The organism is Bacillus sp. FSL R7-0685 (assembly GCF_038002425.1).
Taxonomy (GTDB): domain Bacteria; phylum Bacillota; class Bacilli; order Bacillales; family Bacillaceae; genus Bacillus; species Bacillus subtilis.
Genome location: NZ_JBBOCN010000001.1, coordinates 795,249 through 819,806 on the forward strand (window position 1 = coordinate 795,249; position 24,558 = coordinate 819,806).

Below are 24,558 nucleotides of genomic sequence, written 5' to 3' on the forward strand. Positions count from 1 at the left end.
TGCGTCTGGTTGCAAAAACGAAGAAGCAAGGATTTCCCCTCGCTTCTCATTTGTCCTATTTATTATACACTTTTTTAAGCACATCTTTGGCGCTTGTTTCACTAGACTTGATGCCTCTGAATCTTGTCCAAGTGTCACGGTCCGCATCATAGACTTGTCCATTTTTCACCGCTTTGAGATTTTTCCAGAGCGGGTTCGTTTTCCACTCATCTACAATGGTTTTGCCTTCGTTGGCTGAGATGAACAAAATATCAGGATCGATTTTGCTCAATTGCTCAAGGCTGACCTCTTGATAGGCGTTATCTGACTTCACAGCGTGTGTAAAGCCTAGCATTTTAAAGATTTCTCCGTCATAGGATGATGATGTATGAAGCTGGAAGGAATCCGCTCTTGCAACGCCGAGAACGATGTTGCGGTTTTCATCTTTCGGAAGTTCGGCTTTTAGATCGTTGATGACTTTTTTGTGCTCGGCAAGCTTTTCTTTTCCTTCATCTTCTTTATTTAATGCTTTAGCAATGGTCGTAAAGCTGTCGATCGTTTCGTCATATGTCGCTTCACGGCTTTTTAATTCAATCGTCGGGGCGATTTTTTTCAGCTGTTTATAAATGTTTTTATGGCGCTCAGCGTCAGCGATGATTAAATCAGGCTTCAAGGAACTGATGACCTCAAGATTGGGTTCGCTGCGTGTGCCTACAGATGTGTAATCAATGGAGCTTGCGACAAGCTTTTTAATCATATCTTTTTTGTTGTCATCGGCGATGCCCACCGGCGTAATGCCGAGGTTGTGAACGGCATCCAAGAATGAAAGCTCAAGCACAACCACCCGCTTAGGTGTGCCGCTTACTGTCGTTTTTCCTTCTTCGTCATGGATCACTCTGGAATCATTAGACTCGCTTTTGCCGCTTCCGTTGTTATTCTGGCTTGATGAACAGCCGGATACAATGAGGCAGGCGAGCAATAAAACACTCATGATGGCAATCAACTTGTTAGAATAGGTGCGCATGTCATTCTTCCTTTTTTTAGATTTAGTAATGAGAATCATTATCACATGTAACACTATAATAGCATGGCTTATCATGTCAATATTTTTTTAGTAAAGAAAGCTGCGTTTTTTACTGCTTTCTCATGAAAGCATCATCAGACACAAATAAGTGGTATGCAGCGTTACCGTGTCTTCGAGACAAAAACGCATGGGCGTTGGCTTTAGAGGTTTCGAACATATCAGCAGTGACATAAGGAAGGAGAGTGCTGAGATAACCGGACAATTTCTTTTCTATTTCATCTGTTAGTGCAAATTCAATGTCGCCGATATTCATGATAATCGAGAAAACAAAGTCGATATCGATATGAAAATGTTCCTCGGCAAAAACCGCAAGCTCGTGAATTCCTGGTGAACATCCGGCACGCTTATGGAAAATCTGTTTGACTAAATCACTCACAATCCAAGCATTGTATTGCTGTTCTGGTGAAAAGTATTGCATTAGACATACCTCCTGCTCGTACGGATAAAGGCAGCGTTTCATGGTCGTGTGCTCCGTGCAGCGGCTTCTCCTTAATTTTGATTTTTCTGAAAATAGGTCCCGTTCCTATCACTTTACCATGGACGGAAAACAAATAGCTACTACCATTCCTCCTGTTTTTCTCTTTAATGTTCTGGAATCTGTTTCAGGTACAGACGATCGGGTATGAAAGAAATATAGAAAACATGAAGGAGGAATATCGACATGAAACCAGTTGTAAAAGAGTATACAAATGACGAACAGCTCATGAAGGATGTAGAGGAATTGCAGAAAATGGGTGTTGCGAAAGAGGATGTATACGTCTTAGCTCACGACGATGACAGAACGGAACGCCTGGCAGACAACACGAACGCCAACACGATCGGAGCCAAAGAAACAGGTTTCAAGCACGCGGTGGGAAATATCTTCAATAAAAAAGGAGACGAGCTCCGCAATAAAATTCACGAAATCGGTTTTTCTGAAGATGAAGCAGCTCAATTTGAAAAACGCTTAGATGAAGGAAAAGTGCTTCTCTTTGTGACAGATAACGAAAAAGTGAAAGCTTGGGCATAAAGCAAGGAAAAAACCAAAAGGCTATGACGGCCTTTTGGTTTTTTTGCGGTCTTTGCGGTGGCATTTTGCAGAATGCCGCAATAGGATAGCGGAACATTTTCGGTTCTGAATGTCCCTCAATTTGCTATTATATTTTTGTGATAAATTGGAATAAAATCTCACAAAATAGAAAATGGGGGTACATAGTGGATGAAAAAAGTGATGTTAGCTACAGCTTTGTTTTTAGGATTGACTCCAGCTGGCGCGAACGCAGCTGATTTAGGCCACCAGACGTTGGGATCCAATGATGGCTGGGGCGCGTACTCGACCGGCACGACAGGCGGATCAAAAGCATCCTCCTCAAATGTGTATACCGTCAGCAACAGAAACCAGCTTGTCTCGGCATTAGGGAAGGAAACGAACACAACGCCAAAAATCATTTATATCAAGGGAACGATTGACATGAACGTGGATGACAATCTGAAGCCGCTTGGCCTAAATGACTATAAAGATCCGGAGTATGATTTGGACAAATATTTGAAAGCCTATGATCCTAGCACATGGGGCAAAAAAGAGCCGTCGGGAACACAAGAAGAAGCGAGAGCACGCTCTCAGAAAAACCAAAAAGCACGGGTCATGGTGGATATCCCTGCAAACACGACGATCGTCGGTTCAGGGACTAACGCTAAAGTCGTGGGAGGAAACTTCCAAATCAAGAGTGATAACGTCATTATTCGCAACATTGAATTCCAGGATGCCTATGACTATTTTCCGCAATGGGATCCGACTGACGGAAGCTCAGGGAACTGGAACTCACAATACGACAACATCACGATAAACGGCGGCACACACATCTGGATTGATCACTGTACATTTAATGACGGTTCGCGTCCGGACAGCACATCACCGAAATATTATGGAAGAAAATATCAGCACCATGACGGCCAAACGGATGCTTCCAACGGTGCTAACTATATCACGATGTCCTACAACTATTATCACGATCATGATAAAAGCTCCATTTTCGGATCAAGTGACAGCAAAACCTCCGATGACGGCAAATTAAAAATTACGCTGCATCATAACCGCTATAAAAATATTGTCCAGCGCGCGCCGAGAGTCCGCTTCGGGCAAGTGCACGTATACAACAACTATTATGAAGGAAGCACAAGCTCTTCAAGTTATCCTTTCAGCTATGCATGGGGAATCGGAAAGTCATCTAAAATCTATGCCCAAAACAATGTCATTGACGTACCGGGACTGTCAGCTGCTAAAACGATCAGCGTATTCAGCGGGGGAACGGCTTTATATGACTCCGGCACGTTGCTGAACGGCACACAGATCAACGCATCGGCTGCAAACGGGCTGAGCTCTTCTGTCGGCTGGACGCCGTCTCTGCATGGATCGATTGATGCTTCTGCTAATGTGAAATCAAATGTTATAAATCAAGCGGGTGCGGGTAAATTAAATTAAGAAAGTGAAAAACACAAAGGGTGCTAACCTTTGTGTTTTTTAATTAATTAAAATGTTTATTAACTTAGTTAAGGAGTAGAATGGAAAAGGGGATCGGAAAACAAGTATATAGGAGGAGACCTATTTATGGCTTCAGAAAAAGACGCAGGAAAACAGTCAGCAGTAAAGCTTGTTCCATTGCTTATTACTGTCGCTGTGGGACTAATCATCTGGTTTATTCCCGCTCCGTCCGGACTTGAACCTAAAGCTTGGCATTTGTTTGCGATTTTTGTCGCAACAATTATCGGCTTTATCTCCAAGCCCTTGCCAATGGGTGCAATTGCAATTTTTGCATTGGCGGTTACTGCACTAACTGGAACACTATCAATTGAGGATACATTAAGCGGATTCGGGAATAAGACCATTTGGCTTATCGTTATCGCATTCTTTATTTCCCGGGGATTTATCAAAACCGGGCTCGGTGCGAGAATTTCGTATGTATTCGTTCAGAAATTCGGGAAAAAAACCCTTGGACTTTCTTATTCACTGCTATTCAGTGATTTAATACTTTCACCTGCTATTCCAAGTAATACGGCGCGTGCAGGAGGCATTATATTTCCTATTATCAGATCATTATCCGAAACATTCGGATCAAGCCCGGCAAATGGAACAGAGAGGAAAATCGGTGCATTCTTATTAAAAACCGGTTTTCAGGGGAATCTGATCACATCTGCTATGTTCCTGACAGCGATGGCGGCGAACCCGCTGATTGCCAAGCTGGCCCATGATGTCGCAGGGGTGGACTTAACATGGACAAGCTGGGCAATTGCCGCGATTGTGCCGGGACTTGTAAGCTTAATCATCACGCCGCTTGTGATTTACAAGCTATATCCGCCGGAAATCAAAGAAACACCGGATGCGGCGAAAATCGCAACAGAAAAACTGAAAGAAATGGGACCGTTCAAAAAATCAGAGCTTTCCATGGTTATCGTGTTTCTTTTGGTGCTCGTGCTGTGGATTTTTGGCGGCAGCTTCAACATCGACGCAACCACAACCGCATTGATCGGTTTGGCCGTTCTCTTATTATCACAAGTTCTGACTTGGGATGATATCAAGAAAGAACAGGGCGCTTGGGATACGCTCACTTGGTTTGCGGCGCTTGTCATGCTCGCCAACTTCTTGAATGAATTAGGCATGGTATCTTGGTTCAGTAATGCCATGAAATCATCCGTATCAGGGTTCTCTTGGATTGTGGCATTTATCATTTTAATTGTTGTGTATTATTACTCTCACTATTTCTTTGCAAGTGCGACAGCCCACATCAGTGCGATGTATTCAGCATTTTTGGCTGTCGTCGTGGCAGCGGGCGCACCGCCGCTTTTAGCAGCGCTGAGCCTCGCGTTCATCAGTAACCTGTTCGGGTCAACGACTCACTACGGTTCTGGAGCGGCTCCGGTCTTCTTCGGAGCAGGCTACATCCCGCAAGGCAAATGGTGGTCCATCGGATTTATCCTGTCGATTGTTCATATCATCGTATGGCTTGTGATCGGCGGATTATGGTGGAAAGTACTGGGAATATGGTAGAAAGAAAAAGGCAGACGCGGTCTGCCTTTTTTTTATTTTCACTCCTTCGCAAGAAAACGGATTTTGAAAAATGAGAAAATCCCCTGTGAAAAATGGTATGATCTAGGTAGAAAGGACGGCTGGTGCTGTGGTGAAAAAGCGGTTCCATTTTTCCCTGCAAACAAAAATAATGGGGCTGATTGCGGCTCTGCTGGTCTTTGTCATTGGTGTGCTGACCATTACGTTAGCCGTTCAGCATACACAGGGAGAACGGAGACAGGCAGAGCAGCTGGCGGTTCAAACGGCGAGAACCATTTCCTATATGCCGCCGGTTAAAGAGCTCATTGAGAGAAAAGACGGACATGCGGCTCAGACGCAAGAGGTCATTGAACAAATGAAAGAACAGACTGGCGCGTTTGCCATTTATGTTTTGGACGAAAAAGGAGACATTCGCAGCGCCTCTGGAAAAAGCGGATTAAAAAAACTGGAGCGCAGCAGAGAAATTTTGTTTGGCGGTTCGTATGTTTCTGAAACAAAAGCGGATGGACGAAGAGTGATCAGAGGGAGCGCGCCGATTATAAAAGAACAGAAGGGATACAGCCAAGTGATCGGCAGCGTATCTGTTGATTTTCTGCAAACGGAGACAGAGCAAAGCATCAAAAAGCATTTGAGAAATTTGAGTGTGATTGCTGTGCTTGTACTGCTGCTTGGATTTATTGGCGCCGCCGTGCTGGCGAAAAGCATCAGAAAGGATACGCTTGGGCTTGAGCCGCATGAGATCGCGGCTCTATATCGTGAGAGGAACGCAATGCTTTTCGCGATTCGAGAAGGGATTATTGCCACCAACCGTGAAGGCGTCGTCACCATGATGAACGTATCGGCGGCCGAGATGCTGAAGCTGCCCGAGCCTGTGATCCATCTTCCTATAGATGACGTCATGCCGGGAGCAGGGCTGATGTCTGTGCTTGAACAAGGAGAAATGCTGCCGAACCAAGAGGTAAGCGTCAACGATCAAGTGTTTATTATCAATACGAAAGTGATGAATCAAGGCGGGCAGGCGTATGGGATTGTCGTCAGCTTCAGGGAGAAAACAGAGCTGAAGAAACTGATCGACACATTGACAGAGGTTCGCAAATATTCTGAGGATCTCAGGGCGCAGACTCATGAATTTTCAAATAAGCTTTATGCGATTTTAGGGCTGCTTGAACTTGGGGAGTATGATGAAGCCATTGATCTGATAAAAGAGGAATATGCGATACAAAATGAACAGCATGATCTTTTATTCCATAATATCCATTCGCAGCAGGTGCAGGCCATTTTGTTAGGGAAAATAAGCAAGGCATCGGAAAAGAAGGTCAAGCTGGTGATTGATGAGAACAGCTCACTCGCGCCTCTTCCTGCGCATATCGGCTTGTCCCATCTTATTACGATTATTGGCAATTTAATTGATAACGCTTTCGAAGCTGTAGCGGAGCAAAGCGTGAAGGAAGTTTTGTTTTTTATCACGGATATGGGCCATGACATTGTCATTGAAGTATCAGACACAGGGCCCGGTGTGCCGCCAGAGAAAATAGAAGCTGTGTTTGAGAGAGGCTATTCTTCAAAGGGGATGAGGAGAGGCTACGGTCTGGCCAATGTGAAAGACTCAGTGCGTGAACTGGGCGGCTGGATCGAACTGGCGAATCAAAAAACTGGCGGGGCGGTATTCACTGTGTTTATACCGAAGGAGAAACAAAGGGGGAATCCATTTGATTCACATCGCGATTGCGGAGGATGATTTTCGAGTTGCGCAAATCCATGAGAGATTGATTAAACAGCTTGATGGATTCAAGATTATCGGCAAGGCGGCTAACGCAAAAGAGACATTGGCGCTTTTGAAGGAACACAAGGCTGATTTGCTTCTGCTGGATATTTATATGCCGGACGAGCTTGGGACCGCGTTGATTCCTGATATACGAAGCCAATTTCCTGAAGTGGACATTATGATTATCACAGCGGCAACAGAAACCCGGCATTTGCAGGAAGCGCTAAGAGCAGGAATTGCTAAGAGCAGGAATTGCCCACTATTTGATCAAACCTGTAACGGCTGACAAGTTCAGGCAGGTGCTGCTTCAGTATAAAGAAAAAAGGAAGCTGCTCATGTCTCAGCCGGAGGTCAGCCAATCCATGATCGACCATATTTTTGGGAACAGTGTGAAGACAGCTTTGCCGGCAGAGGATTTGCCGACTGGCATTAATTCGATTACACTGCGAAAAATTAAGGAAGCGCTTCAGACTGCGTCAGAAGGATTGACAGCGGAGGAACTTGGGGAAAAAATGGGGGCGTCACGAACAACTGCCCGCCGTTATGCCGAGTACCTTGTATCAAAGGAAGAAGCAAGAGCCGAGCTTGAATACGGGATTATCGGCAGGCCGGAGAGAAAATATTATTTGGCGGCGGATTAGATATGAAAAAATCTATAATATTATTGATTTTTCTATTGATCTTTATGCAGGGTGATATCAGGCAGGCGGCTGCGCCGCGCCTGCCGGACGGGCCGATAGAAATTGTCGTCCCCGCTGAGCCTTCTGGCGGCTGGGATGTCACAGCGCAGGCGATCCAATCTATTTTGAGGCAGAAGCAGATCGTGAACGGTGATGTTCATATCGTCTATAAATCCGGCGGCGGGGGAGAGAAAGGCTGGAAATATGTCAACAAAAGCAGCAAACAAACCATCAGCATGACGTCCAGCTTAATATTGAGCAATGATCTTCTCGGGCAAAGCAAATTAAAAATGGCCGATTTTACGCCGCTCGCCATTCTCTCCAAGGAATGGCAGACGGTTGCATTGCCAAAAGGATCAGCGTTAACAAATGGCAAGGATGTGCTGAATGAGATCAACATGCATCCCGGCAAGGTGAAAATCGGCTTTGCCCCGGGGTTTGGCAATGATGATCAGCTCTCGTTCGTCAGAGCGGCAGATATGTACGGCATTGACCCGTTTGACATTCAATTCTCACAGTATGACAGCAGCGAACAGCTCATTCAGGCGCTGATCAGACATGAGATAGAAGCGGCTTCCATGACACTTTCTGAAGCGAAACCATATGAACGAAACGGCGATATCACGTTAGCCGCTGTAACGTCTGATAAAAGACTTCCCGGTTTTCCAAATGTACCGACGTGGAAGGAGCAGGGAATCCCGTTTGTTTTTTCTCATTGGAGAGGGATTTTGGGCCCGAAAAATATGTCTGAGGAAGAGATTTCTTACTGGGATCAAGCGCTAAAGAAGGTCACCTCTTCACCTGAATGGAAGCGGAAAATAAACGAACAGGACTGGGAAAGCTTTTATTTGAACAGCAGGGAAACGAAACGGTTTTTAGAAGAGCAATCTGCTTTTTATCAAAGCATCATGACAGGAAATTAAGATCCCGGCATCCCGGGATTTTTTTCATGCCGAAAATTGATCAAAAAGAACAAAACGGTTTTAAAAAATTAAAAATACAAAAAAAACAAATTATTTACTTGCGGTTGGTTTTCCCATACGATGGCAAAAAGGTAAGACAAAAAGGGGAGTAAGGGAGAAAAAAATGTAAGCGGATTCATTTAAGGGGGAATGGATGTGTTAGCAATCTTAGGCTTTCTCATGATGCTTGTGTTTATGGCATTGATCATGACAAAACGGCTTTCTGTTTTAACAGCATTGGTTTTGACGCCGATTGTGTTTGCGCTTATCGCCGGATTTGGATTTACTGAAGTTGGGGACATGATGATTTCGGGGATTCAGCAAGTCGCACCGACTGCGGTCATGATTATGTTTGCGATCTTATATTTTGGAATTATGATTGATACAGGCCTGTTTGATCCAATGGTTGGCAAAATTTTAAGCATGGTCAAAGGAGACCCTTTAAAAATTGTTGTCGGGACAGCGGTCCTTACAATGCTCGTCGCCTTGGACGGAGATGGCTCGACAACGTACATGATTACGACAAGCGCCATGCTTCCGCTCTATTTGCTGCTAGGCATCCGGCCAATTATCTTGGCAGGAATCGCGGGAGTCGGCATGGGAATCATGAACACGATTCCATGGGGCGGTGCGACGCCGAGGGCCGCGAGTGCGCTGGGGGTTGATCCAGCTGAGCTTACAGGGCCGATGATTCCTGTCATTGCAAGCGGGATGCTTTGTATGGTGGCGGTTGCGTATGTGCTTGGAAAAGCGGAACGAAAGCGCCTTGGTGTGATTGAACTGAAACAGCCGGCCAATGCCAATGAACCGGCTGCTGCGGTTGAAGATGAGTGGAAGCGGCCGAAGCTTTGGTGGTTCAATTTATTGTTAACGCTTTCTTTAATAGGATGTTTAGTATCGGGTAAAGTCAGTTTAACCGTACTGTTTGTCATTGCGTTTTGTATTGCGCTGATTGTGAATTATCCCAATCTCGAGCATCAGAGACAGCGCATCGCGGCGCATTCCAGCAACGTGCTGGCTATCGGTTCAATGATTTTTGCTGCGGGGGTGTTCACGGGGATTTTGACAGGCACGAAAATGGTTGATGAAATGGCGATCTCGCTCGTGTCCATGATACCGGAACAAATGGGCGGATTGATCCCGGCGATTGTTGCCTTAACAAGCGGCATTTTCACATTTTTGATGCCGAATGACGCGTATTTCTACGGGGTGCTGCCGATTTTATCAGAAACAGCTGTCGCATACGGTGTGGATAAAGTGGAAATTGCCAGAGCCTCTATTATCGGCCAGCCGATTCATATGCTGAGTCCGCTTGTGCCATCCACTCATTTGCTTGTCGGACTCGTCGGAGTTTCTATTGATGACCATCAAAAATTCGCATTGAAATGGGCGGTTCTCGCAGTGATCGTCATGACGGCTATCGCTCTATTGATCGGTGCGATCTCTATTTCCGTATGATAATTCAGGCGTAATGACACACACTAACGGCATATAACATTCCGGAGGTGTCATTATGAGTGATCCTTATATGCCGCTGACTTCAGTCAGAAGCGGAACGGGGTTCGAAGCGGCAAAAGGGGTGCACGGCCTGACTGTGCAAATTGCGAATGTCTATTTTATTCAGCTGCCTTCTGAACCTCACTCATTTGTTTTAATTGATGCCGGCATGCCTCAATCAGCCGGCATGATTGTCAATGAAGCCAAACAAAGATTCGGTGAAGGGTTTCAGCTGAAGGCGATTATCCTCACACACGGGCACTTTGACCATATTGGGGCAATCGAAGAGATCCTTGAGCATTGGGATGTACCTGTTTATGTCCATTCTCGGGAAATGCCCTATGTAACAGGTAAAGAGGATTATCCTCCGGCTCGTCCTGACAGCAAGAGCGGGCTGGTCGCCAAGCTGTCGCCGCTGTTTCCGCGGCATTCCATCGATATTTCCTCACATGTCCAGGCACTGCCGGAAGACGGTTCAGTTCCTTTTCTTGACGAGTGGATATGGATCGCGACACCAGGACACACGCCGGGCCATATTTCGTTATTCCGCGATGACGGACGCGTGCTTGTAGCAGGTGATGCTGTTATTACAGTGGAACAGGAGAAAATGGCTGACGTCTTGATACAAAAACAGGAGCTTCACGGTCCGCCGGCTTATTTCACGCCTGACACAGAGACGGCCGCGGAGTCCATTCTAAAGCTGGCCGGTCTTGAACCGGAAGCGTTATTGACAGGGCACGGCATACCGATGACCGGCAAAAACTTTCGAAGTGACTTAACTGAATTGGCAAATCGGTTATCGTCTATTTGACACCCGCACCACGCGGGTGTTTTTTATTGTTTTCCAGGAAGTTGCAGAAAAATCATTTGTCTTGCCGCTTAAAAACGATACAATGAAAAGCATGAAGTGATGTGAAGGGGAGAGTTTGTTGGAAGAAAAAGAAATACTCTGGAACGAAGCGAAAGCGTTTATTGCCGCATGCTATCAGGAATTAGGAAAGGAGGAGGAAGTGAAAGACCGTCTCGAGGACATTAAAAGTGAAATTGACCTGACCGGAAGCTATGTACATACGAAGGAAGAGCTAGAGCACGGAGCGAAAATGGCTTGGAGAAACAGCAACCGCTGCATCGGCAGATTGTTCTGGAATTCACTGAATGTTATCGACAGACGAGACGTCCGGACGAAGGAGGAAGTGCGTGACGCCCTCTTTCACCATATTGAAACCGCCACCAATAACGGGAAAATCAGACCGACCATTACGATTTTCCCTCCGGAAGAGAAGGGTGAAAAGCAAGTCGAGATCTGGAATCATCAGCTGATCCGGTACGCTGGATATGAGTCAGACGGAGAAAGAATCGGCGACCCGGCTTCCTGTTCCCTGACAGCAGCCTGCGAAGAGCTCGGCTGGCGGGGAGAGCGAACGGATTTTGACCTGCTGCCGCTCATTTTTCGCATGAAAGGGGACGAACAGCCTGTCTGGTATGAGCTGCCGCGTTCACTTGTGATCGAGGTTCCAATCACACATCCCGACATCGAGGCGTTTTCTGATTTGGAGCTGAAGTGGTACGGCGTGCCTATTATTTCTGATATGAAGCTTGAGGTCGGGGGCATTCATTATAATGCCGCGCCATTTAACGGCTGGTATATGGGCACGGAGATCGGAGCGAGAAACCTCGCAGATGAAAAGCGGTACGACAAGCTGAAAAAAGTAGCGTCCGTGATCGGCATCGCCGCTGATTACAATACGGATTTATGGAAGGATCAAGCGCTAGTTGAATTGAATAAGGCTGTGCTGCACTCGTATAAAAAGCAGGGTGTCAGCATCGTTGACCATCATACAGCGGCAAGCCAGTTTAAACGGTTTGAAGAACAGGAGGAAGAAGCGGGCAGAAAGCTGACGGGGGACTGGACGTGGCTGATTCCGCCAATTTCACCCGCTGCCACTCATATCTTCCACCGCTCCTATGATAACTCAATCGTTAAGCCGAACTATTTTTATCAAGATAAGCCTTATGAGTAAACAATAGAAAATCGATGATGGCCTTCAAGGCTGCGGGATTCAGTCACAGAGATGTCGGTAACCTTTGAGAAAGGGCTTCCGTTCTTTACAGCCTCAACAAACGATTGCAGGGCGTTTTCCGGACCCTCTGCCAAAATCTCGACACGCCCGTCATCACGGTTTTTGACCCAGCCGGCCAGTTTTCGCTTATCAGCTTCCATTTGAACAAAATAGCGAAAGCCCACACCTTGAACCCGGCCGTCTACAATGATTCGGTATTGAAGCATGTAAAAACCACCTTTTCTTTTTATGATAATCAATCATTTTACAACCTGTAAAGGGGATGTGTTTGTATGAAACCAGAGCGCTATTCAGTTCTTTCTCTTAATCTGGGAAAACCGCAGACGCTTGAATATGACGGAAAGAAAATCGAAACCGGCATCATGAAGCGGCCGGCTGAATCAGCCGTCATGCTGTATCGGGAGAATTTTGAAGGAGACGGACAGGCGGACCTTGTCAACCATGGCGGACCTGATAAGGCTGTCTGTGTCTACCCGGCGGAGCATTATCCGTTTTGGGAAGAGTTCCTCTCAAGACCGCTGTCAAATGCCGCATTTGGAGAAAATCTGACGGTCGCGGGCCTGACTGAGGAGAATGTTTGCATCGGGGATGTGTTCAGACTTGATGAAGCTGTTGTTCAGGTCAGCCAGCCGCGCCAGCCGTGTGTAAAGCTGGCGAAAAAGTTTGGTGTAAAAGAAATGGTGCTGAAGGTCCAGCAAACCGGCTATACAGGGTTTTATTTTCGCGTGCTGGAGGAGGGCAGGGTGTCTCCCGGCGCGAACCTTGAATTGCTGTCCAGAGGAGAGAAAGGCATATCCGTCCAGTTAGCGAACCGCATCAACTACCATGATGCAAAAAATCTCACCGCCATAGAACTGATTTTAAGTGAGGCTGCACTATCGGAAAGCTGGAGAGCGTCCTTTATGAAAAAAAAGGACAGGCTGCTGCAGGTTGAATAGAAAAAAGCCGCGCATATCAACGTGCGCGGCTTTGCCATATTTAAGATTGTTTTTTCTTTGTTTCAAGCAGGTTGGCAAGAAAATAGGTTTTATAGCTTTGAAGCTTTCTTCCCTCATGGTGCGTGATCCCCTGCTTTTTTAGTTCTGCCACATACCAGCCTTTACTGCCGTAATGCATGTCAGAAAACTCCTTTCCCTATCTGATTTCGAAACGATTGGCATTGTAACATCTATAAAAAGATGCTGAAAAGAGATGCGGGGAAAACTGAGCCTTTCGCACTAGATGTACGAATGTTCTTCTGTATGTATATGCGGAGCAAAAGCCGAATATGATTTAATGGCCGGTTAGTTTGATCATAACAACGCCAAATGTCATAATGGCGAAAACAATGCCGATATATGTGAGCATCCCGTTTTTTTTCTTAACGCCGTAAACGGTCATAATGATGCCTTCAATGAAAAAAATGATGCCGAAAATAATAAACCACATGCAGATAAAGGCTCCTTTCACAGACATAATAGTAGTGTAGCATATCTGAAAGAGCCGGGCTGTGACAATATCAAGAAAGCCGGGCGCATATCGCCCGGCTCATGTTTTATTGTTTATCAACCAATTTGACCAGAAGCTGTGCCAAATGTTCTTTCTCATCTTCGTCTGCAACGCTCCAAAGCTCTTGCAGCAGCATTTCTTCACCGTTTTGCGGCTCTTCATGCTTTGCGAGGTAGTCTCCCAGGATCGCAGCGCTTTTTACAAGCTTGCCGTCATCCAATCCCAGCTTTTTGCCTCGGTTGACTTGTTTTTTCAGGTAGCCTTTAAATTCCTCAAAGTCTTTTAAAATGTCTTCTTTTATTGTGCCATGCATCGCGTTCATTTCGTTTTCAATTTGGATTTTTTCTTGATCTCTGTTCATTGCAAGACCTCCTCGTGCAGAATAATGATGTTTTACCTGCTATTGGAGGAGGTTAAACCTGCCGGAAGCCCGGAATGTGTTTTACAGTTTCGTCAGGATAATCGGTTCATCTTTTGTGATGACGATCGTGTGTTCAACTTGGGCAACCATGCTTTTATCCGGCGTCTTGAACGTCCAGCCGTCTCCAGCTTCAACAATCGTTTCTGCATTCGTTGAAATAAACGGTTCAAGCGCGATGACTGTGCCATTTTTGAACAGTGCGTTATCAAACGGATCATAATAGTTCATGATGTGGTTCGGCGCTTCATGCAGGCTTCGGCCGATTCCGTGGCCGGTCAGGGTTTTGATGACGGTAAAGCCTTGAGAGCGTGCTTCATGATAAACGGCTCTTCCGATCTGGTTTTGGCGCTTGCCCGCTTTTGCCTGCTGAAGCCCCTTTTGAAATGCGTTTTCCGCGCATTGGCAAAGCTTATGAAGGCGTTCTTCTCCTTCACCGAGCACAAATGAGATGCCTGTGTCGGAATAGAAGCCGCCAAATTCAGCGGAGATGTCGATGTTGACAAGGTCCCCTGCTTTTAAAATTTTGGATGTGCTTGGTATGCCGTGAGCCACTTCATCATTTACGCTGATGCATGTCACACCTGGAAAATCGTATTCCTTCTCAGGAGCTGAAACGGCGCCGTGCTCATCAAGCACAGCTTTTCCGATAAGGTCAAGGTCTTTTGTGCTCATGCCGGGCTCTGCCTTCCGCTTCATTTCTTCACGCGCAAGCGCGACGATTCTTCCGATTTTTTTCAGGCCTTCTAATTCTTGATCGTTTGTTACAATCATCTGTCATTCCCGCTTTCTTTTTAAATAATCTAGATTAAGCTTACCACAACTGTCTTAAAAATAGGAAACACACGGACCTGGGAAAAAAGAAATACCCCCGGGAAAATTGGTATAGATCACTAGATATCTTATATGGTATATTTGAAAAAAAAGGGTATGAGGGGGATGGGTATGCTTTCATTTTTACAAAAACTCGGGAAGTCATTTATGCTCCCGATTGCGGTTCTGCCTGCGGTTGGAATTATCCTTGCGCTTGGCAGAGAGGATGTATTTAATATCCCGTTTGTCTATCAGGCGGGGACGGCGGTTTTTGATCATCTGCCGCTTATTTTTGCGATCGGTATTGCCATCGGCATTTCAAAAGACAGCAATGGGGCCGCGGGTTTATCAGGGGCGATATCGTATCTGATGCTTGACGCGGCAACAAAGACAATTGATAAAACAAATAACATGGCGGTGTTTGGGGGAATTATTGCCGGTTTAATTGCCGGTTACACCTATAACCGTTTCAAGGATACCAAGCTGCCTGAATATCTCGGGTTCTTCAGTGGCAGACGGCTTGTGCCGATTTTAACAGCCATTATTACGATCATTTTAGCGGGCATATTCGGAGTCGTCTGGCCGCCGATTCAATCGTGTATCAACTCGTTTGGAGAGTGGATGCTCGGGCTCGGCGGCATCGGGGCAGGCATATTCGGCCTATTCAACAGGCTGTTAATTCCGCTTGGCCTTCACCATGTGCTGAACAATATTTTCTGGTTCCAATTCGGAGAATATAACGGAGTGACAGGGGATCTGGCGCGCTTTTTCGCGAAAGATCCGACTGCGGGCACATACATGACCGGATTCTTCCCAATCATGATGTTCGGTCTTCCGGCGGCGTGTCTGGCTATGATTGTGACTGCGAAGCCGTCTAAACGGAAAGCGACGGCTGGAATGATGATTGGATTTGCTTTAACAGCGTTTATCACAGGGATTACGGAGCCGATTGAGTTTGCATTTATGTTTTTATCTCCGCTTTTATACGCTGTTCACGCGGTCTTAACCGGGTTATCTTTATTTATCGTCAACTGGCTCGGCATCCGTTCAGGCTTCTCTTTTTCAGCCGGAGCTATCGATTATGTGCTCAGCTATGGAATCGCAGAAAAACCGCTGCTTCTGCTTTTGGTAGGTATATGCTATGCGGCAGTATACTTTATCGTGTTTTATGTACTGATTAAGGCTTTGAATTTAAAAACGCCTGGACGGGAAGACGATGATGTGGATGAAGTGCTGGATGAAAATACTGTCCAGGATGTAAATGAAAACATCATGCTGAAAGGGCTCGGCGGAAAAGAAAACCTTCAAACCATTGATCATTGCGCCACAAGGCTGCGACTGACTGTGAAGGATACCGCTTTGGTGGATGAAGCGCTGCTAAAGAAAGCAGGCGCAAAAGGGGTTGTCAAATCAGGGGGGCAATCGGTTCAAGTCATTATTGGCCCGAATGTGGAATTTGCGGCGGAAGAATTGAGGGCTGCTGTCAAATAAAAAAAGCGGAGAGGTTGCCCTCTCCGCTTTTTCTTATTTATCTTCGTTATCCTTTGACGTTTCGGAAGAATCTTCGTCATGTTTTGTGTAATCATAATCAGAAGGATTCACCTTCTTAAAACCTTTCGGCTCGTAGAACCGCAGCAGGTCTCCGTTTATGATTTTATCGGACATTTCAAGTTCCTTCTTGACGAGTGAGTCTTCTGACTTGTCGACTTCAGATTCATCGAGTTCTTTTCCGGTTTTCGTGTCGTAATACTTACCGGATATTTTCGTGTACTTCGGTGAAATAAAGTCTCCGTTTCGGAACGGAATCACTTCACGGTGTTCTTTCGATAAAATATCAGAACCGGACATCAGATAGTCCTTCGTATCCACTCCGAGCAGATGCAGAATGGTAGGAGCCACATCAACGTCTCCGGCATATTTATGAACTTTCTCGCCCTTCACGCCGGCAGCGTGGATAAAGAGCGGCACCCGTTGAAGCTGGGCGTTGTCGTAATCAGTGATTTCATCCTTGCCAAGCACTTTCGCCATCGCTTTATTGTGGTTTTCAGAGATGCCGTAGTGGTCTCCGTACATCACAATAATCGATTTATCATATAACCCGTCTTTTTTCAGATCATTGAAGAATTGTTCAATGGACTGATCAAGGTAATGGGCTGACTGGAAGTAGTTATCGACGACAGAGTCACCAAAGTCTCCAGCCGGGAAGTCTGTATCCCCCTCATCCATTCCGAATGGGAAGTGGTTAGACAGGGTAATGAACTTCGTATAGAACGGCTGCGGCAGGCTTTCCAGCAGCGGCATTGATTCTTTGAAGAACGGTTTGTCTTTCATGCCGTAGTTTTTCGTGTTTTCTTCGTTCATGTCATAGTAAGCAGAATCAAAGAATTTATCAATGCCTTCCGCTTTGTACATTTCGTTACGGTTCCAGAACGTCTGCGTGTTCCCGTGGAAAGTAGCAGATGTGTAATTCTTAGACTTCAGAATCGCCGGAACGGATTGCAGCGTGTTTTGCGCTTTGTTTACGAAAACTGAACCTTGAGCCAGCGGGTACAGAGAGTTTTCCATCATAAATTCAGCATCAGATGTTTTACCTTGTCCCGTTTGGTGGAAAAAGTTATCAAAGTAGAACGTTTCGTTATCATGTGCCAGTTTATTTAAGAACGGTGTCACTTCTTTGCCGTCAATTTTATAGTCGATGATAAATGACTGCAAAGATTCAAGTGAAACGTAAATGACGTTTTTTCCTTCCGCTTTGCCGAAATACACGTTATTCGGCACATCGTAATTGGCTTTCATGTAGTTTTCCACTTCCGTCACGTCGCTGGAATCGGCAAGCGCGCGCTGGCTGTTGGACTTGATATTCTGTACAGCGTCATAAATCGTGAAATTGTATGTTCCCAAGTATTTCACAAGATAGTTCCGGTCGAATGATCTTGTCAGCAATTCAGGACGGTCTGATTCCGCAACTGCCAGGTTGATCAAGAACACAAGAATTGAAGACGCAAAAATAATTCGGAACGATTTTTTGCTTGACGTTTCGGCAGGCTTGTTTACTTTGATCGCCAAGATGATCAGGATGATCGTATCGATAAAGTAAAAGGCGTCAGTCGGTCTCATCAGCGAAAATGCGCTGTCTCCGAGTTGGCCGCCGTTTGTTTTAGCCTGCATAATGACCGGAATTGTAATAAAATCATTGAAAAATCTGTAGTACACAATGTTGGCGTACAGTAAAAAAGACATTAAAAAATGAATCACTATAATGGCTGTCTGCTGTAATTTTTTCTTGAACAAGAGTCCAAAGCCAAGAAAGAACAAGCTTGAGCTAAGAGGATTCACAAAAAGCAATATTTTTTGTATCGTGTTGTCTATTCCTAAGTTGAAGTTCAGGACATAACCGACATACGTCTTGATCCATAACAGGACGACCGCGATTAAGAAGAAGGCCAGTCCTCTTTCTTTTATAAATGTTTTCATTGTTACACTCCTTTTTTCCGATCCAGTTCGAGCGAAACGATAGAAAAAACGAACGTATCCAATATAACACGAATCAGCAGATTAGAAAAGTGAAAATCGTATGATGCAGAAAGTGGCGAAAAACGCCGTCGAATCAACGTTTCGCTTTGATATTACCAAATGTAAAACAAGGTATCTTTCTAGAAATAAAGGAATAAAATGGTACATTGGGAATTGTATGATAAAATATAAGGTATAGATAAAAAGAGGTGAAATGATGGATTTTTCCCATATTGTGTCTGAAGATAAAATTAAGCGCGCCATCAAAGACGGGGACTTTCAAAACCTCCCGGGAATGGGGAAGCCGCTGCCGAAGGATGACGCGGCACACTTGCCGGAATCGCTGCGCATGGGCTATCGTATTTTGAAAAACGCGGGAATGGCAGAGGACGAGGGCGCGCTCAAAAAAGAGCTTATGACCATCGACCATTTAATAGAAAAGTGCTATGACGAAAAAGAACGCGAGCAATTAATCAGGAAAAAATCTGAAAAGCAATTGCTGCTTGATAAGCTTGTCGACAAAAAAGGCATGTTTTCAAAGCCAGCATCCGCTTTTTATAAGAATAAAGTATATGACCGGCTTGGACGAAACAGACCTTCTTCCAGCTGATTTGTCTGATCTGCAGGGAGGCGATTGATAAAAGCCATCCTTTTTATGTTCCAAGTTCTATGTCAAAAGGTTTATGTTTTTCCATCTATGGGAAATGACCCATAAACGAAAAAAGGGTGATGGGATGGAACGACTATTAGTATGGATAGAGCTTATATCTGATTGGCTGTGGGGTCCGCCGCTAATCATCCTGCTGACGGGGACGGGGTTGTATTTCACTATTTTGCTGAAAGGTTTTCAATTTCGCTATCCTTTATACATTTTCAAACAGACAATCGGCAGCGTAGGAAAAAAGCCGAAGGGAGAGGGCACAGTCACACCGCTTCAGGCATTGACCTCAGCCCTCAGTTCAACGATCGGTGCAGCGAACATTGTCGGTGTGCCCGCCGCTATTATGTTTGGAGGACCAGGAGCGGTTTTTTGGATGTGGCTTATTGCCTTATTTGCCATGGCGATTAAGTTTTCTGAAAGTGTTCTTGCTGTTCATTACAGAGAAAAAAATGAGCAGGGTGAATACGTCGGGGGACCGATGTATTACATAACAAAAGGGCTGCGCATGAAATGGCTCGGCGTATTCTTCTCTGTTGCGCTGATTGTGGAGCTGATCCCGAGCATTATGGTTCAGGGAAATTCGGTTTCAGTCTCGCTTGCCGAGACGTTTTCTTTCAATAAAATATACGCAGGAATCGGAATTGCATTTTTGATTGGGTTAGTGGTGATAGGAGGGGTAAAGCGGATCGGAAAAGTAACAGAGTTTGTCGTGCCTCTTATGGCAGGGGCATACGCAGGTGCCGGTCTCCTGATTGTTCTCATGAATCTATCATCAGTGCCGGCGTTTTTCTCTCTCGTTTTTTCAAATGCGTTTACCTCTTCTTCAGCAGTTGGAGGGTTCGCAGGTGCTGCGTTGGCGGAAACCGTTCGCTGGGGATTTGCCCGCGGGCTTTATTCTAATGAAGCCGGAATGGGAACAGCCCCGATTGCACATGCGGCAGCAATGACTGATCATCCTGTGCGGCAAGGGTTTTGGTCTGTGATCGGCATTGTCATTGACACCTTGATCATCTGCACGACCACCGCTTTTGTCGTTCTTGCATCTGGTGTCTGGACAGGGAAGAACGCCTCAATTGACCCGGCAGCACTGACGACGGCTGCATTTCAGCATTATTTCGGTTCTGGCGGAGGGTACTTCGTTTCGGTTTCCCTAGTCTTCTTTGTCGTATCAACCATTATGGTTGTCATTTTTTACGGCGTAAAGCAAGCTGAATTTCTGTTCGGGCGGCTGGCAGGACACGTGATTAAATTCGTATATTTAGCGGCTATTATCATAGGTGCCGCAGGCGGAGCAAAAGCCATTTGGGGCTTTTTGGACTTAGCATTGGCTTTTATTCTCGTTCCAAATGTGATTGCGCTGTTGTTATTGAGCAGAAAGGTAAAAGCGCTGTACACCGAATTCTTTACATCTGAACAGTACTACCTGAAAGATATAAGAAAAACAAAACAGAATCCTGTTTATCAAACAAAAGAAGCTAAAAATTCCTAGTGCTTTGCTTTGGCGCCGAACAACGCTTTGCTTTTTATGATCAAATAAATGAGTAAAGGCAGCAAAATAGAAATCACTACATTAATGATTGGTTTGATTCTGTTAAAGTCGAAGCTGATTTGTATGTAAGAAGAACCAAAAGCTGCCGGTTGGTGTATACATGGCTTTCGGGTCGTTTTTTGAGTGTAAGAGCGATAGGCTGTACCACGATACTTCACTATAATGACGGAAATCCAAAAGGCCGTGATGATCAGGCCTGTACGATCCAAGATACAATCATCACCATGGGGCAGACCCAATTTCCGCATCAGTACTGTCCCAATAACAAGAGCGCCGAGGATGCCGACCGTCTGACCAACGGTTTTCGGCAGGCGCACTCCCTTTTCACGGAGAGCCTCAGCTGTTTGGCGGGGAAAGAAATCGGCTAGCGGGCAGACGCCGCCCTGAACATTATACCCTGAGGCTTTCAGTGAAGCCCTCTCTCGATCCTTTGATGGTCGATTCTGTTATTAACTTTTCAAAGTTTCTTCATAAACAATAAATCCGCACAGCCCGTTTCCAAAGTCAAATTGTCTAAATACGATGTCTGAGCAGCCTTCTGTTAATAAGGTCAGATTTTCGAGGTTTTCCTTCAAATTGGGAGAGATCGGTCTGTCCTGATTGTCTTCAAGCTCTTTGATGAGCTGAAGCGCTTTGTCGCGTTTATTCATAGAGGCTCACCCTGCTTTTTAATGTCATATTCAATAAGTGCTTGTGACTTTTAGGGTAACCTTGTCTGTTTCATATATTCCAGACTAGGATGAAAGCGCTATAAAAAAGTGTTGACTACCTGTATATACAGGAATACAATATGATTATAAGTTGTATATACAAGTTATAAAAACGGATACGGAGGGGTTGGCATGGGGGAACTGAACAAATCGGCACGTCAGATTGTCGAAGCAGTCGGCGGTGCTGAAAATATTGCAGCGGCAACTCATTGTGTTACACGTTTGCGTTTTGCTTTAATAGATGAAAGCAAGGTTGACCAAGAGATGCTTGATCAAATTGATGTGGTAAAGGGATCATTCTCGACAAACGGACAGTTTCAGGTCGTAATCGGCCAGGGAACTGTCAATAAAGTATATGCTGAACTGGTTAAGGAAACGGGGATTGGCGAGTCAACAAAGGATGAAGTGAAGAAGGCCTCAGAAAAAAATATGAATCCTTTGCAGCGTGCTGTGAAAACGCTTGCGGATATTTTTATTCCAATATTGCCTGCGATTGTCACGGCGGGTCTTTTAATGGGGATCAATAACATTTTAACGGCGGAAGGCATTTTCTTCAGCACAAAATCGATTGTGCAGGTTTATCCGCAGTGGGCGGATCTTGCTAATATGATTAACCTGATTGCAGGCACGGCCTTTACGTTTTTGCCTGCGTTAATCGGATGGTCTGCCGTCAAGCGGTTCGGCGGCAATCCGCTTCTCGGCATTGTGCTCGGGGTTATGCTCGTGCATCCTGATTTGCTGAATGCGTGGGGATATGGCGCGGCAGAACAAAGCGGAGAGATCCCGGTATGGAATCTATTCGGCCTAGAGGTGCAGAAAGTCGGCTATCAGGGCCAGGTGCTCCCAATTTTGCTTGCTTCTTATATGCTGGCGAAGATTGAGGTATTTTTAACAAAACGCACACCTGAGGGCATACAGCTGCTCGTTGTCGCACCAATTACGCTTCTCTTAACGGGATTTGCCTCTTTTATCATTATCGGCCCGATTACATTTGCGATCGGTAATGTACTGACTTCAGGGCTTATCTCGGTGTTTGGTTCTTTTGCCGCACTGGGCGGTCTGTTATATGGCGGTTTCTACTCAGCGCTCGTGATTACCGGTATGCATCACACGTTTCTTGCAGTCGACCTGCAGCTCATCGGTTCAAAGCTCGGCGGCACCTTTTTATGGCCGATGCTGGCGCTTTCTAATATCGCACAAGGTTCGGCGGCTCTGGCCATGATGTTTATCGTGAAGGATGAGAAACAAAAAGGCCTCTCCCTCACATCAGGGATTTCTGCTTATCTTGGCATTACAGAGCCTGCCATCTTTGGGGTGAATCTGCGATACAGATTCCCGTTTATCATTGCAATGGTCAGCTCTGGCCTGGCCGGAATGTATATTTCTTCTCAAGGTGTGCTGGCAAGCTCCGTTGGTGTCGGCGGCGTGCCGGGGATTTTCTCAATCATGAGCCAGTACTGGGGCGCGTTTGCAATCGGGATGGCTATTGTATTGATCGTGCCGTTTGCCGGAACATACGCGTATGCGAGATTCAAACATAAATAACAAATGGGGAGCGGGACGTGTTGAACGTTCCCTTTTCCCATTTTCAATTTAAATATGGTGGTGGAGACAGATGAAAACAGAACAAACGCCATGGTGGAAAAAAGCTGTGGTTTATCAAATTTATCCGAAAAGCTTTAACGATACGACGGGAAACGGTGTCGGCGATTTGAACGGCATTATTGAAAAGCTGGATTACTTAAAAACACTTCAGGTGGATGTGCTTTGGCTGACGCCGATTTATGATTCTCCTCAGCATGATAATGGGTACGATATTCGTGATTATTACTCGATTTATCCTGAATACGGAACGATGGAGGATTTTGAGCGGCTAGTGTCCGAAGCACATAAAAGAGACCTGAAAATCGTCATGGATCTTGTTGTCAATCATACGTCAACAGAGCACAAATGGTTTCGCGAGGCGATCTCTTCAATAGACAGCCCGTATCGTGATTTTTATATATGGAAAGACCCGGAGGAAAACGGTTCTCTTCCGACGAACTGGGAATCGAAATTCGGCGGCTCGGCATGGGAGCTTGACGAAGCGTCGGGCCAATACTATTTGCATCTGTTTGACGTGACGCAGGCTGATTTGAATTGGGAAAATGAAGAGGTCAGAAAGCATGTCTATGACATGATGTATTTTTGGTTTGAAAAGGGAATAGACGGCTTCAGGCTTGATGTCATCAACCTGATTTCTAAAGATCAGCGCTTTCCGGATGCGGAGGACGGCGGCGATGGCCGCTCTTTTTACACTGACGGGCCGCGGGTGCACGAATTTCTGCATGAAATGAACGAAAAGGTGTTTTCGCATTACGACAGCATGACGGTCGGTGAAATGTCTTCAACAACCGTAGACCACTGTATCCGGTATACGAATCCTGACAATAAAGAACTTGATATGACATTCAGCTTCCATCATCTCAAGGTTGACTATCCCAACGGCGAAAAATGGGCCTTGGCGCCGTTTGACTTTTTGAAGCTGAAGGAGATCCTATCCGACTGGCAAACGGGGATGCACGCAGGAGGGGGATGGAACGCTCTGTTCTGGTGCAATCATGATCAGCCGCGCGTTGTATCAAGATATGGAGATGATGGCGCATATAGGGTGAAATCGGCGAAAATGCTTGCTACGGCCATTCATATGATGCAGGGCACGCCTTATATTTATCAGGGCGAGGAGCTGGGGATGACGAATCCGAAGTTTAATGACATCAGTTCCTATCGGGATGTCGAATCGCTGAACATGTATCACGCCTTTAAGGAAAAAGGAATGGCTGATCAAGAGATCACAGCCATTTTGCAGGCGAAATCCCGTGACAATTCCAGAACCCCCGTTCAGTGGGATGCTACGGAGAATGGCGGTTTTACAACGGGCACACCATGGATACCGGTTGCAGGAAATTACCGGGAAATCAATGCTGAAGCGGCGCTGAGGGATCAAAATTCGGTGTTTTACCATTATCAAAAATTGATTCAGATTCGCAAAATGTATGACATTGTGACAGAGGGAACGTATGAGTTAATCGCAAAGGATGACCCGAACATTTTTGCGTATCTCAGACACGGCAGCAATGAAAAGCTGCTCGTGATCAATAATTTTTACGGGACAGAGGCGGCCTTTACACTGCCGGACTCTTTAGCGCCTGACGAATGGAAGGCAGAGGTGCTGTTGACGAACGATGAAGCAAGGGAAGGGCTTCAGAACATGACGCTTCGCCCGTATGAGTCCATTGTTTATCGTTTAACGAAACCGTGTTAAACTAAGCTGGGT

24 protein-coding genes and 4 pseudogenes are annotated in these 24,558 nt (G+C 45.7%); 17 read left to right on the forward strand and 11 right to left on the reverse strand.

The annotated features are described in order from the left end of the window. Positions 1–55: 55 nt before the first annotated feature. Together yfmC and MKY50_RS04130 are read right to left on the reverse strand one after the other, a co-directional pair. Positions 56–1,003: a Fe(3+)-citrate ABC transporter substrate-binding protein YfmC gene (gene yfmC, locus MKY50_RS04125; protein ID WP_341116213.1), complete on the reverse strand. Its 948-nt coding sequence runs from the start codon at positions 1,001–1,003 to the stop codon at positions 56–58. 109 nt (positions 1,004–1,112) lie between these two features. After that, positions 1,113–1,481: a YfmB family protein gene (locus MKY50_RS04130; protein WP_003233730.1), complete on the reverse strand. Its 369-nt coding sequence runs from the start codon at positions 1,479–1,481 to the stop codon at positions 1,113–1,115. Between the two features lie 243 nt (positions 1,482–1,724). Between MKY50_RS04130 and MKY50_RS04135 the strand changes: the two genes are divergently transcribed. The 10 genes and pseudogenes from MKY50_RS04135 to nosA all read left to right on the forward strand — a co-directional run bounded on the left by MKY50_RS04135 (position 1,725) and on the right by nosA (position 12,030). Then, positions 1,725–2,072, forward strand: coding sequence for a general stress protein (locus MKY50_RS04135; RefSeq protein WP_003233729.1), 348 nt, complete (start codon positions 1,725–1,727; stop codon positions 2,070–2,072). 189 nt (positions 2,073–2,261) lie between these two features. After that, positions 2,262–3,524: a pectate lyase gene (locus tag MKY50_RS04140; RefSeq protein WP_003244025.1), complete on the forward strand. Its 1,263-nt coding sequence runs from the start codon at positions 2,262–2,264 to the stop codon at positions 3,522–3,524. A gap of 126 nt (positions 3,525–3,650) precedes the next feature. Continuing rightward, a complete protein-coding gene (locus MKY50_RS04145; RefSeq protein ID WP_003233725.1) occupies positions 3,651–5,087 on the forward strand; it encodes an anion permease in 1,437 nt (478 codons plus the stop codon). A 127-nt stretch (positions 5,088–5,214) separates the two neighbouring features. Continuing rightward, positions 5,215–6,843: a two-component sensor histidine kinase CitS gene (yflR, locus tag MKY50_RS04150; RefSeq protein ID WP_341116214.1), complete on the forward strand. Its 1,629-nt coding sequence runs from the start codon at positions 5,215–5,217 to the stop codon at positions 6,841–6,843. Then, positions 6,815–7,511 (forward strand): annotated as a pseudogene (gene citT, locus MKY50_RS04155) (two-component response regulator CitT). Before yflR ends, citT begins: the two are co-directional and overlap by 29 nt. A 2-nt stretch (positions 7,512–7,513) precedes the next feature. Next, entirely contained in the window at positions 7,514–8,473 is a 960-nt protein-coding gene (locus tag MKY50_RS04160) for a tripartite tricarboxylate transporter substrate binding protein (protein ID WP_033883250.1), read from the forward strand. A gap of 26 nt (positions 8,474–8,499) precedes the next feature. After that, positions 8,500–8,625, forward strand: a complete 126-nt coding sequence (locus MKY50_RS04165; protein ID WP_064671902.1) for a hypothetical protein — start codon at positions 8,500–8,502, stop codon at positions 8,623–8,625. Positions 8,626–8,668: 43 nt separating this feature from the next. Then, positions 8,669–9,970: a citrate transporter CitM gene (citM, locus tag MKY50_RS04170; RefSeq protein ID WP_003242978.1), complete on the forward strand. Its 1,302-nt coding sequence runs from the start codon at positions 8,669–8,671 to the stop codon at positions 9,968–9,970. A gap of 55 nt (positions 9,971–10,025) precedes the next feature. Then, positions 10,026–10,820, forward strand: coding sequence for an MBL fold metallo-hydrolase (locus MKY50_RS04175; protein ID WP_069322451.1), 795 nt, complete (start codon positions 10,026–10,028; stop codon positions 10,818–10,820). A 118-nt stretch (positions 10,821–10,938) separates the two neighbouring features. After that, positions 10,939–12,030 (forward strand): nitric oxide synthase, encoded by a 1,092-nt coding sequence (gene nosA / locus MKY50_RS04180; protein WP_003233711.1) that lies wholly within the window; start codon positions 10,939–10,941, stop codon positions 12,028–12,030. On the opposite strand, the gene MKY50_RS04185 is transcribed toward nosA, so the two are convergent. Continuing rightward, positions 12,021–12,296 (reverse strand): acylphosphatase, encoded by a 276-nt coding sequence (locus MKY50_RS04185; protein WP_003243829.1) that lies wholly within the window; start codon positions 12,294–12,296, stop codon positions 12,021–12,023. The two genes, nosA and MKY50_RS04185, sit on opposite strands and share 10 nt — an antisense overlap. 66 nt (positions 12,297–12,362) lie before the next feature. On the opposite strand from MKY50_RS04185, the gene MKY50_RS04190 reads away from it, so the two are divergent. After that, positions 12,363–13,028, forward strand: a complete 666-nt coding sequence (locus MKY50_RS04190; protein WP_341116215.1) for an MOSC domain-containing protein — start codon at positions 12,363–12,365, stop codon at positions 13,026–13,028. 40 nt (positions 13,029–13,068) lie between these two features. On the opposite strand, the gene MKY50_RS04195 is transcribed toward MKY50_RS04190, so the two are convergent. From MKY50_RS04195 to map, 4 genes are all read right to left on the reverse strand, one after another. After that, a complete protein-coding gene (locus MKY50_RS04195; protein WP_003239885.1) occupies positions 13,069–13,206 on the reverse strand; it encodes a YflJ family protein in 138 nt (45 codons plus the stop codon). Between the two features lie 156 nt (positions 13,207–13,362). Then, entirely contained in the window at positions 13,363–13,518 is a 156-nt protein-coding gene (locus tag MKY50_RS04200; protein WP_003244572.1) for a hypothetical protein, read from the reverse strand. 106 nt (positions 13,519–13,624) lie between these two features. Then, entirely contained in the window at positions 13,625–13,939 is a 315-nt protein-coding gene (locus tag MKY50_RS04205; RefSeq protein WP_003242951.1) for a DUF3243 domain-containing protein, read from the reverse strand. 81 nt (positions 13,940–14,020) lie between these two features. After that, positions 14,021–14,770, reverse strand: coding sequence for a type I methionyl aminopeptidase (gene map / locus MKY50_RS04210; RefSeq protein ID WP_341116216.1), 750 nt, complete (start codon positions 14,768–14,770; stop codon positions 14,021–14,023). 171 nt (positions 14,771–14,941) lie between these two features. On the opposite strand from map, the gene nagE reads away from it, so the two are divergent. After that, a complete protein-coding gene (gene nagE / locus MKY50_RS04215) occupies positions 14,942–16,300 on the forward strand; it encodes an N-acetylglucosamine-specific PTS transporter subunit IIBC (RefSeq protein ID WP_029317493.1) in 1,359 nt (452 codons plus the stop codon). 33 nt (positions 16,301–16,333) lie between these two features. Here nagE and ltaS read toward each other — a convergent pair whose 3' ends face one another. Beyond that, entirely contained in the window at positions 16,334–18,283 is a 1,950-nt protein-coding gene (gene ltaS / locus MKY50_RS04220) for a lipoteichoic acid synthase (RefSeq protein ID WP_003233694.1), read from the reverse strand. A 100-nt stretch (positions 18,284–18,383) separates the two neighbouring features. Here ltaS and MKY50_RS04225 point away from each other — a divergent pair, with 100 nt between their 5' ends. From MKY50_RS04225 to MKY50_RS04235, 3 genes are all read left to right on the forward strand, one after another. Beyond that, on the forward strand, positions 18,384–18,521 hold the full coding sequence (locus MKY50_RS04225) for a hypothetical protein (RefSeq protein WP_335388912.1): 138 nt from the start codon (positions 18,384–18,386) through the stop codon (positions 18,519–18,521). Positions 18,522–18,539: 18 nt separating this feature from the next. Then, positions 18,540–18,932 (forward strand): DnaJ family domain-containing protein, encoded by a 393-nt coding sequence (locus tag MKY50_RS04230; RefSeq protein WP_003233692.1) that lies wholly within the window; start codon positions 18,540–18,542, stop codon positions 18,930–18,932. Between the two features lie 124 nt (positions 18,933–19,056). Next, positions 19,057–20,472 carry an alanine/glycine:cation symporter family protein gene (locus MKY50_RS04235; protein WP_341117285.1) on the forward strand — a complete coding sequence of 472 codons (1,416 nt, stop codon included), beginning with the start codon at positions 19,057–19,059 and terminating at the stop codon, positions 20,470–20,472. On the opposite strand, the pseudogene MKY50_RS04240 reads toward MKY50_RS04235, so the two are convergent. The 3 pseudogenes from MKY50_RS04240 to MKY50_RS04245 all read right to left on the reverse strand — a co-directional run. After that, positions 20,469–20,741, reverse strand: a pseudogene (locus MKY50_RS04240) (endospore germination permease); the annotation flags it as partial. The gene MKY50_RS04235 and the pseudogene MKY50_RS04240 sit on opposite strands and share 4 nt — an antisense overlap. A gap of 48 nt (positions 20,742–20,789) precedes the next feature. Beyond that, positions 20,790–20,870: pseudogene (locus MKY50_RS21715) on the reverse strand (spore germination protein); the annotation flags it as partial. Positions 20,871–20,996: 126 nt separating this feature from the next. Beyond that, a pseudogene (locus MKY50_RS04245) lies at positions 20,997–21,182 on the reverse strand (spore germination protein); the annotation flags it as partial. Between the two features lie 192 nt (positions 21,183–21,374). Between MKY50_RS04245 and treP the strand changes: the two are divergent. Beyond that, positions 21,375–22,787, forward strand: a complete 1,413-nt coding sequence (treP, locus tag MKY50_RS04250) for a PTS system trehalose-specific EIIBC component (protein WP_003233682.1) — start codon at positions 21,375–21,377, stop codon at positions 22,785–22,787. Positions 22,788–22,857: 70 nt separating this feature from the next. Further along, complete coding sequence (gene treC / locus MKY50_RS04255; protein WP_341116218.1) at positions 22,858–24,546, forward strand: alpha,alpha-phosphotrehalase; 1,689 nt, start codon at positions 22,858–22,860, stop codon at positions 24,544–24,546. Positions 24,547–24,558 lie beyond the last annotated feature (12 nt).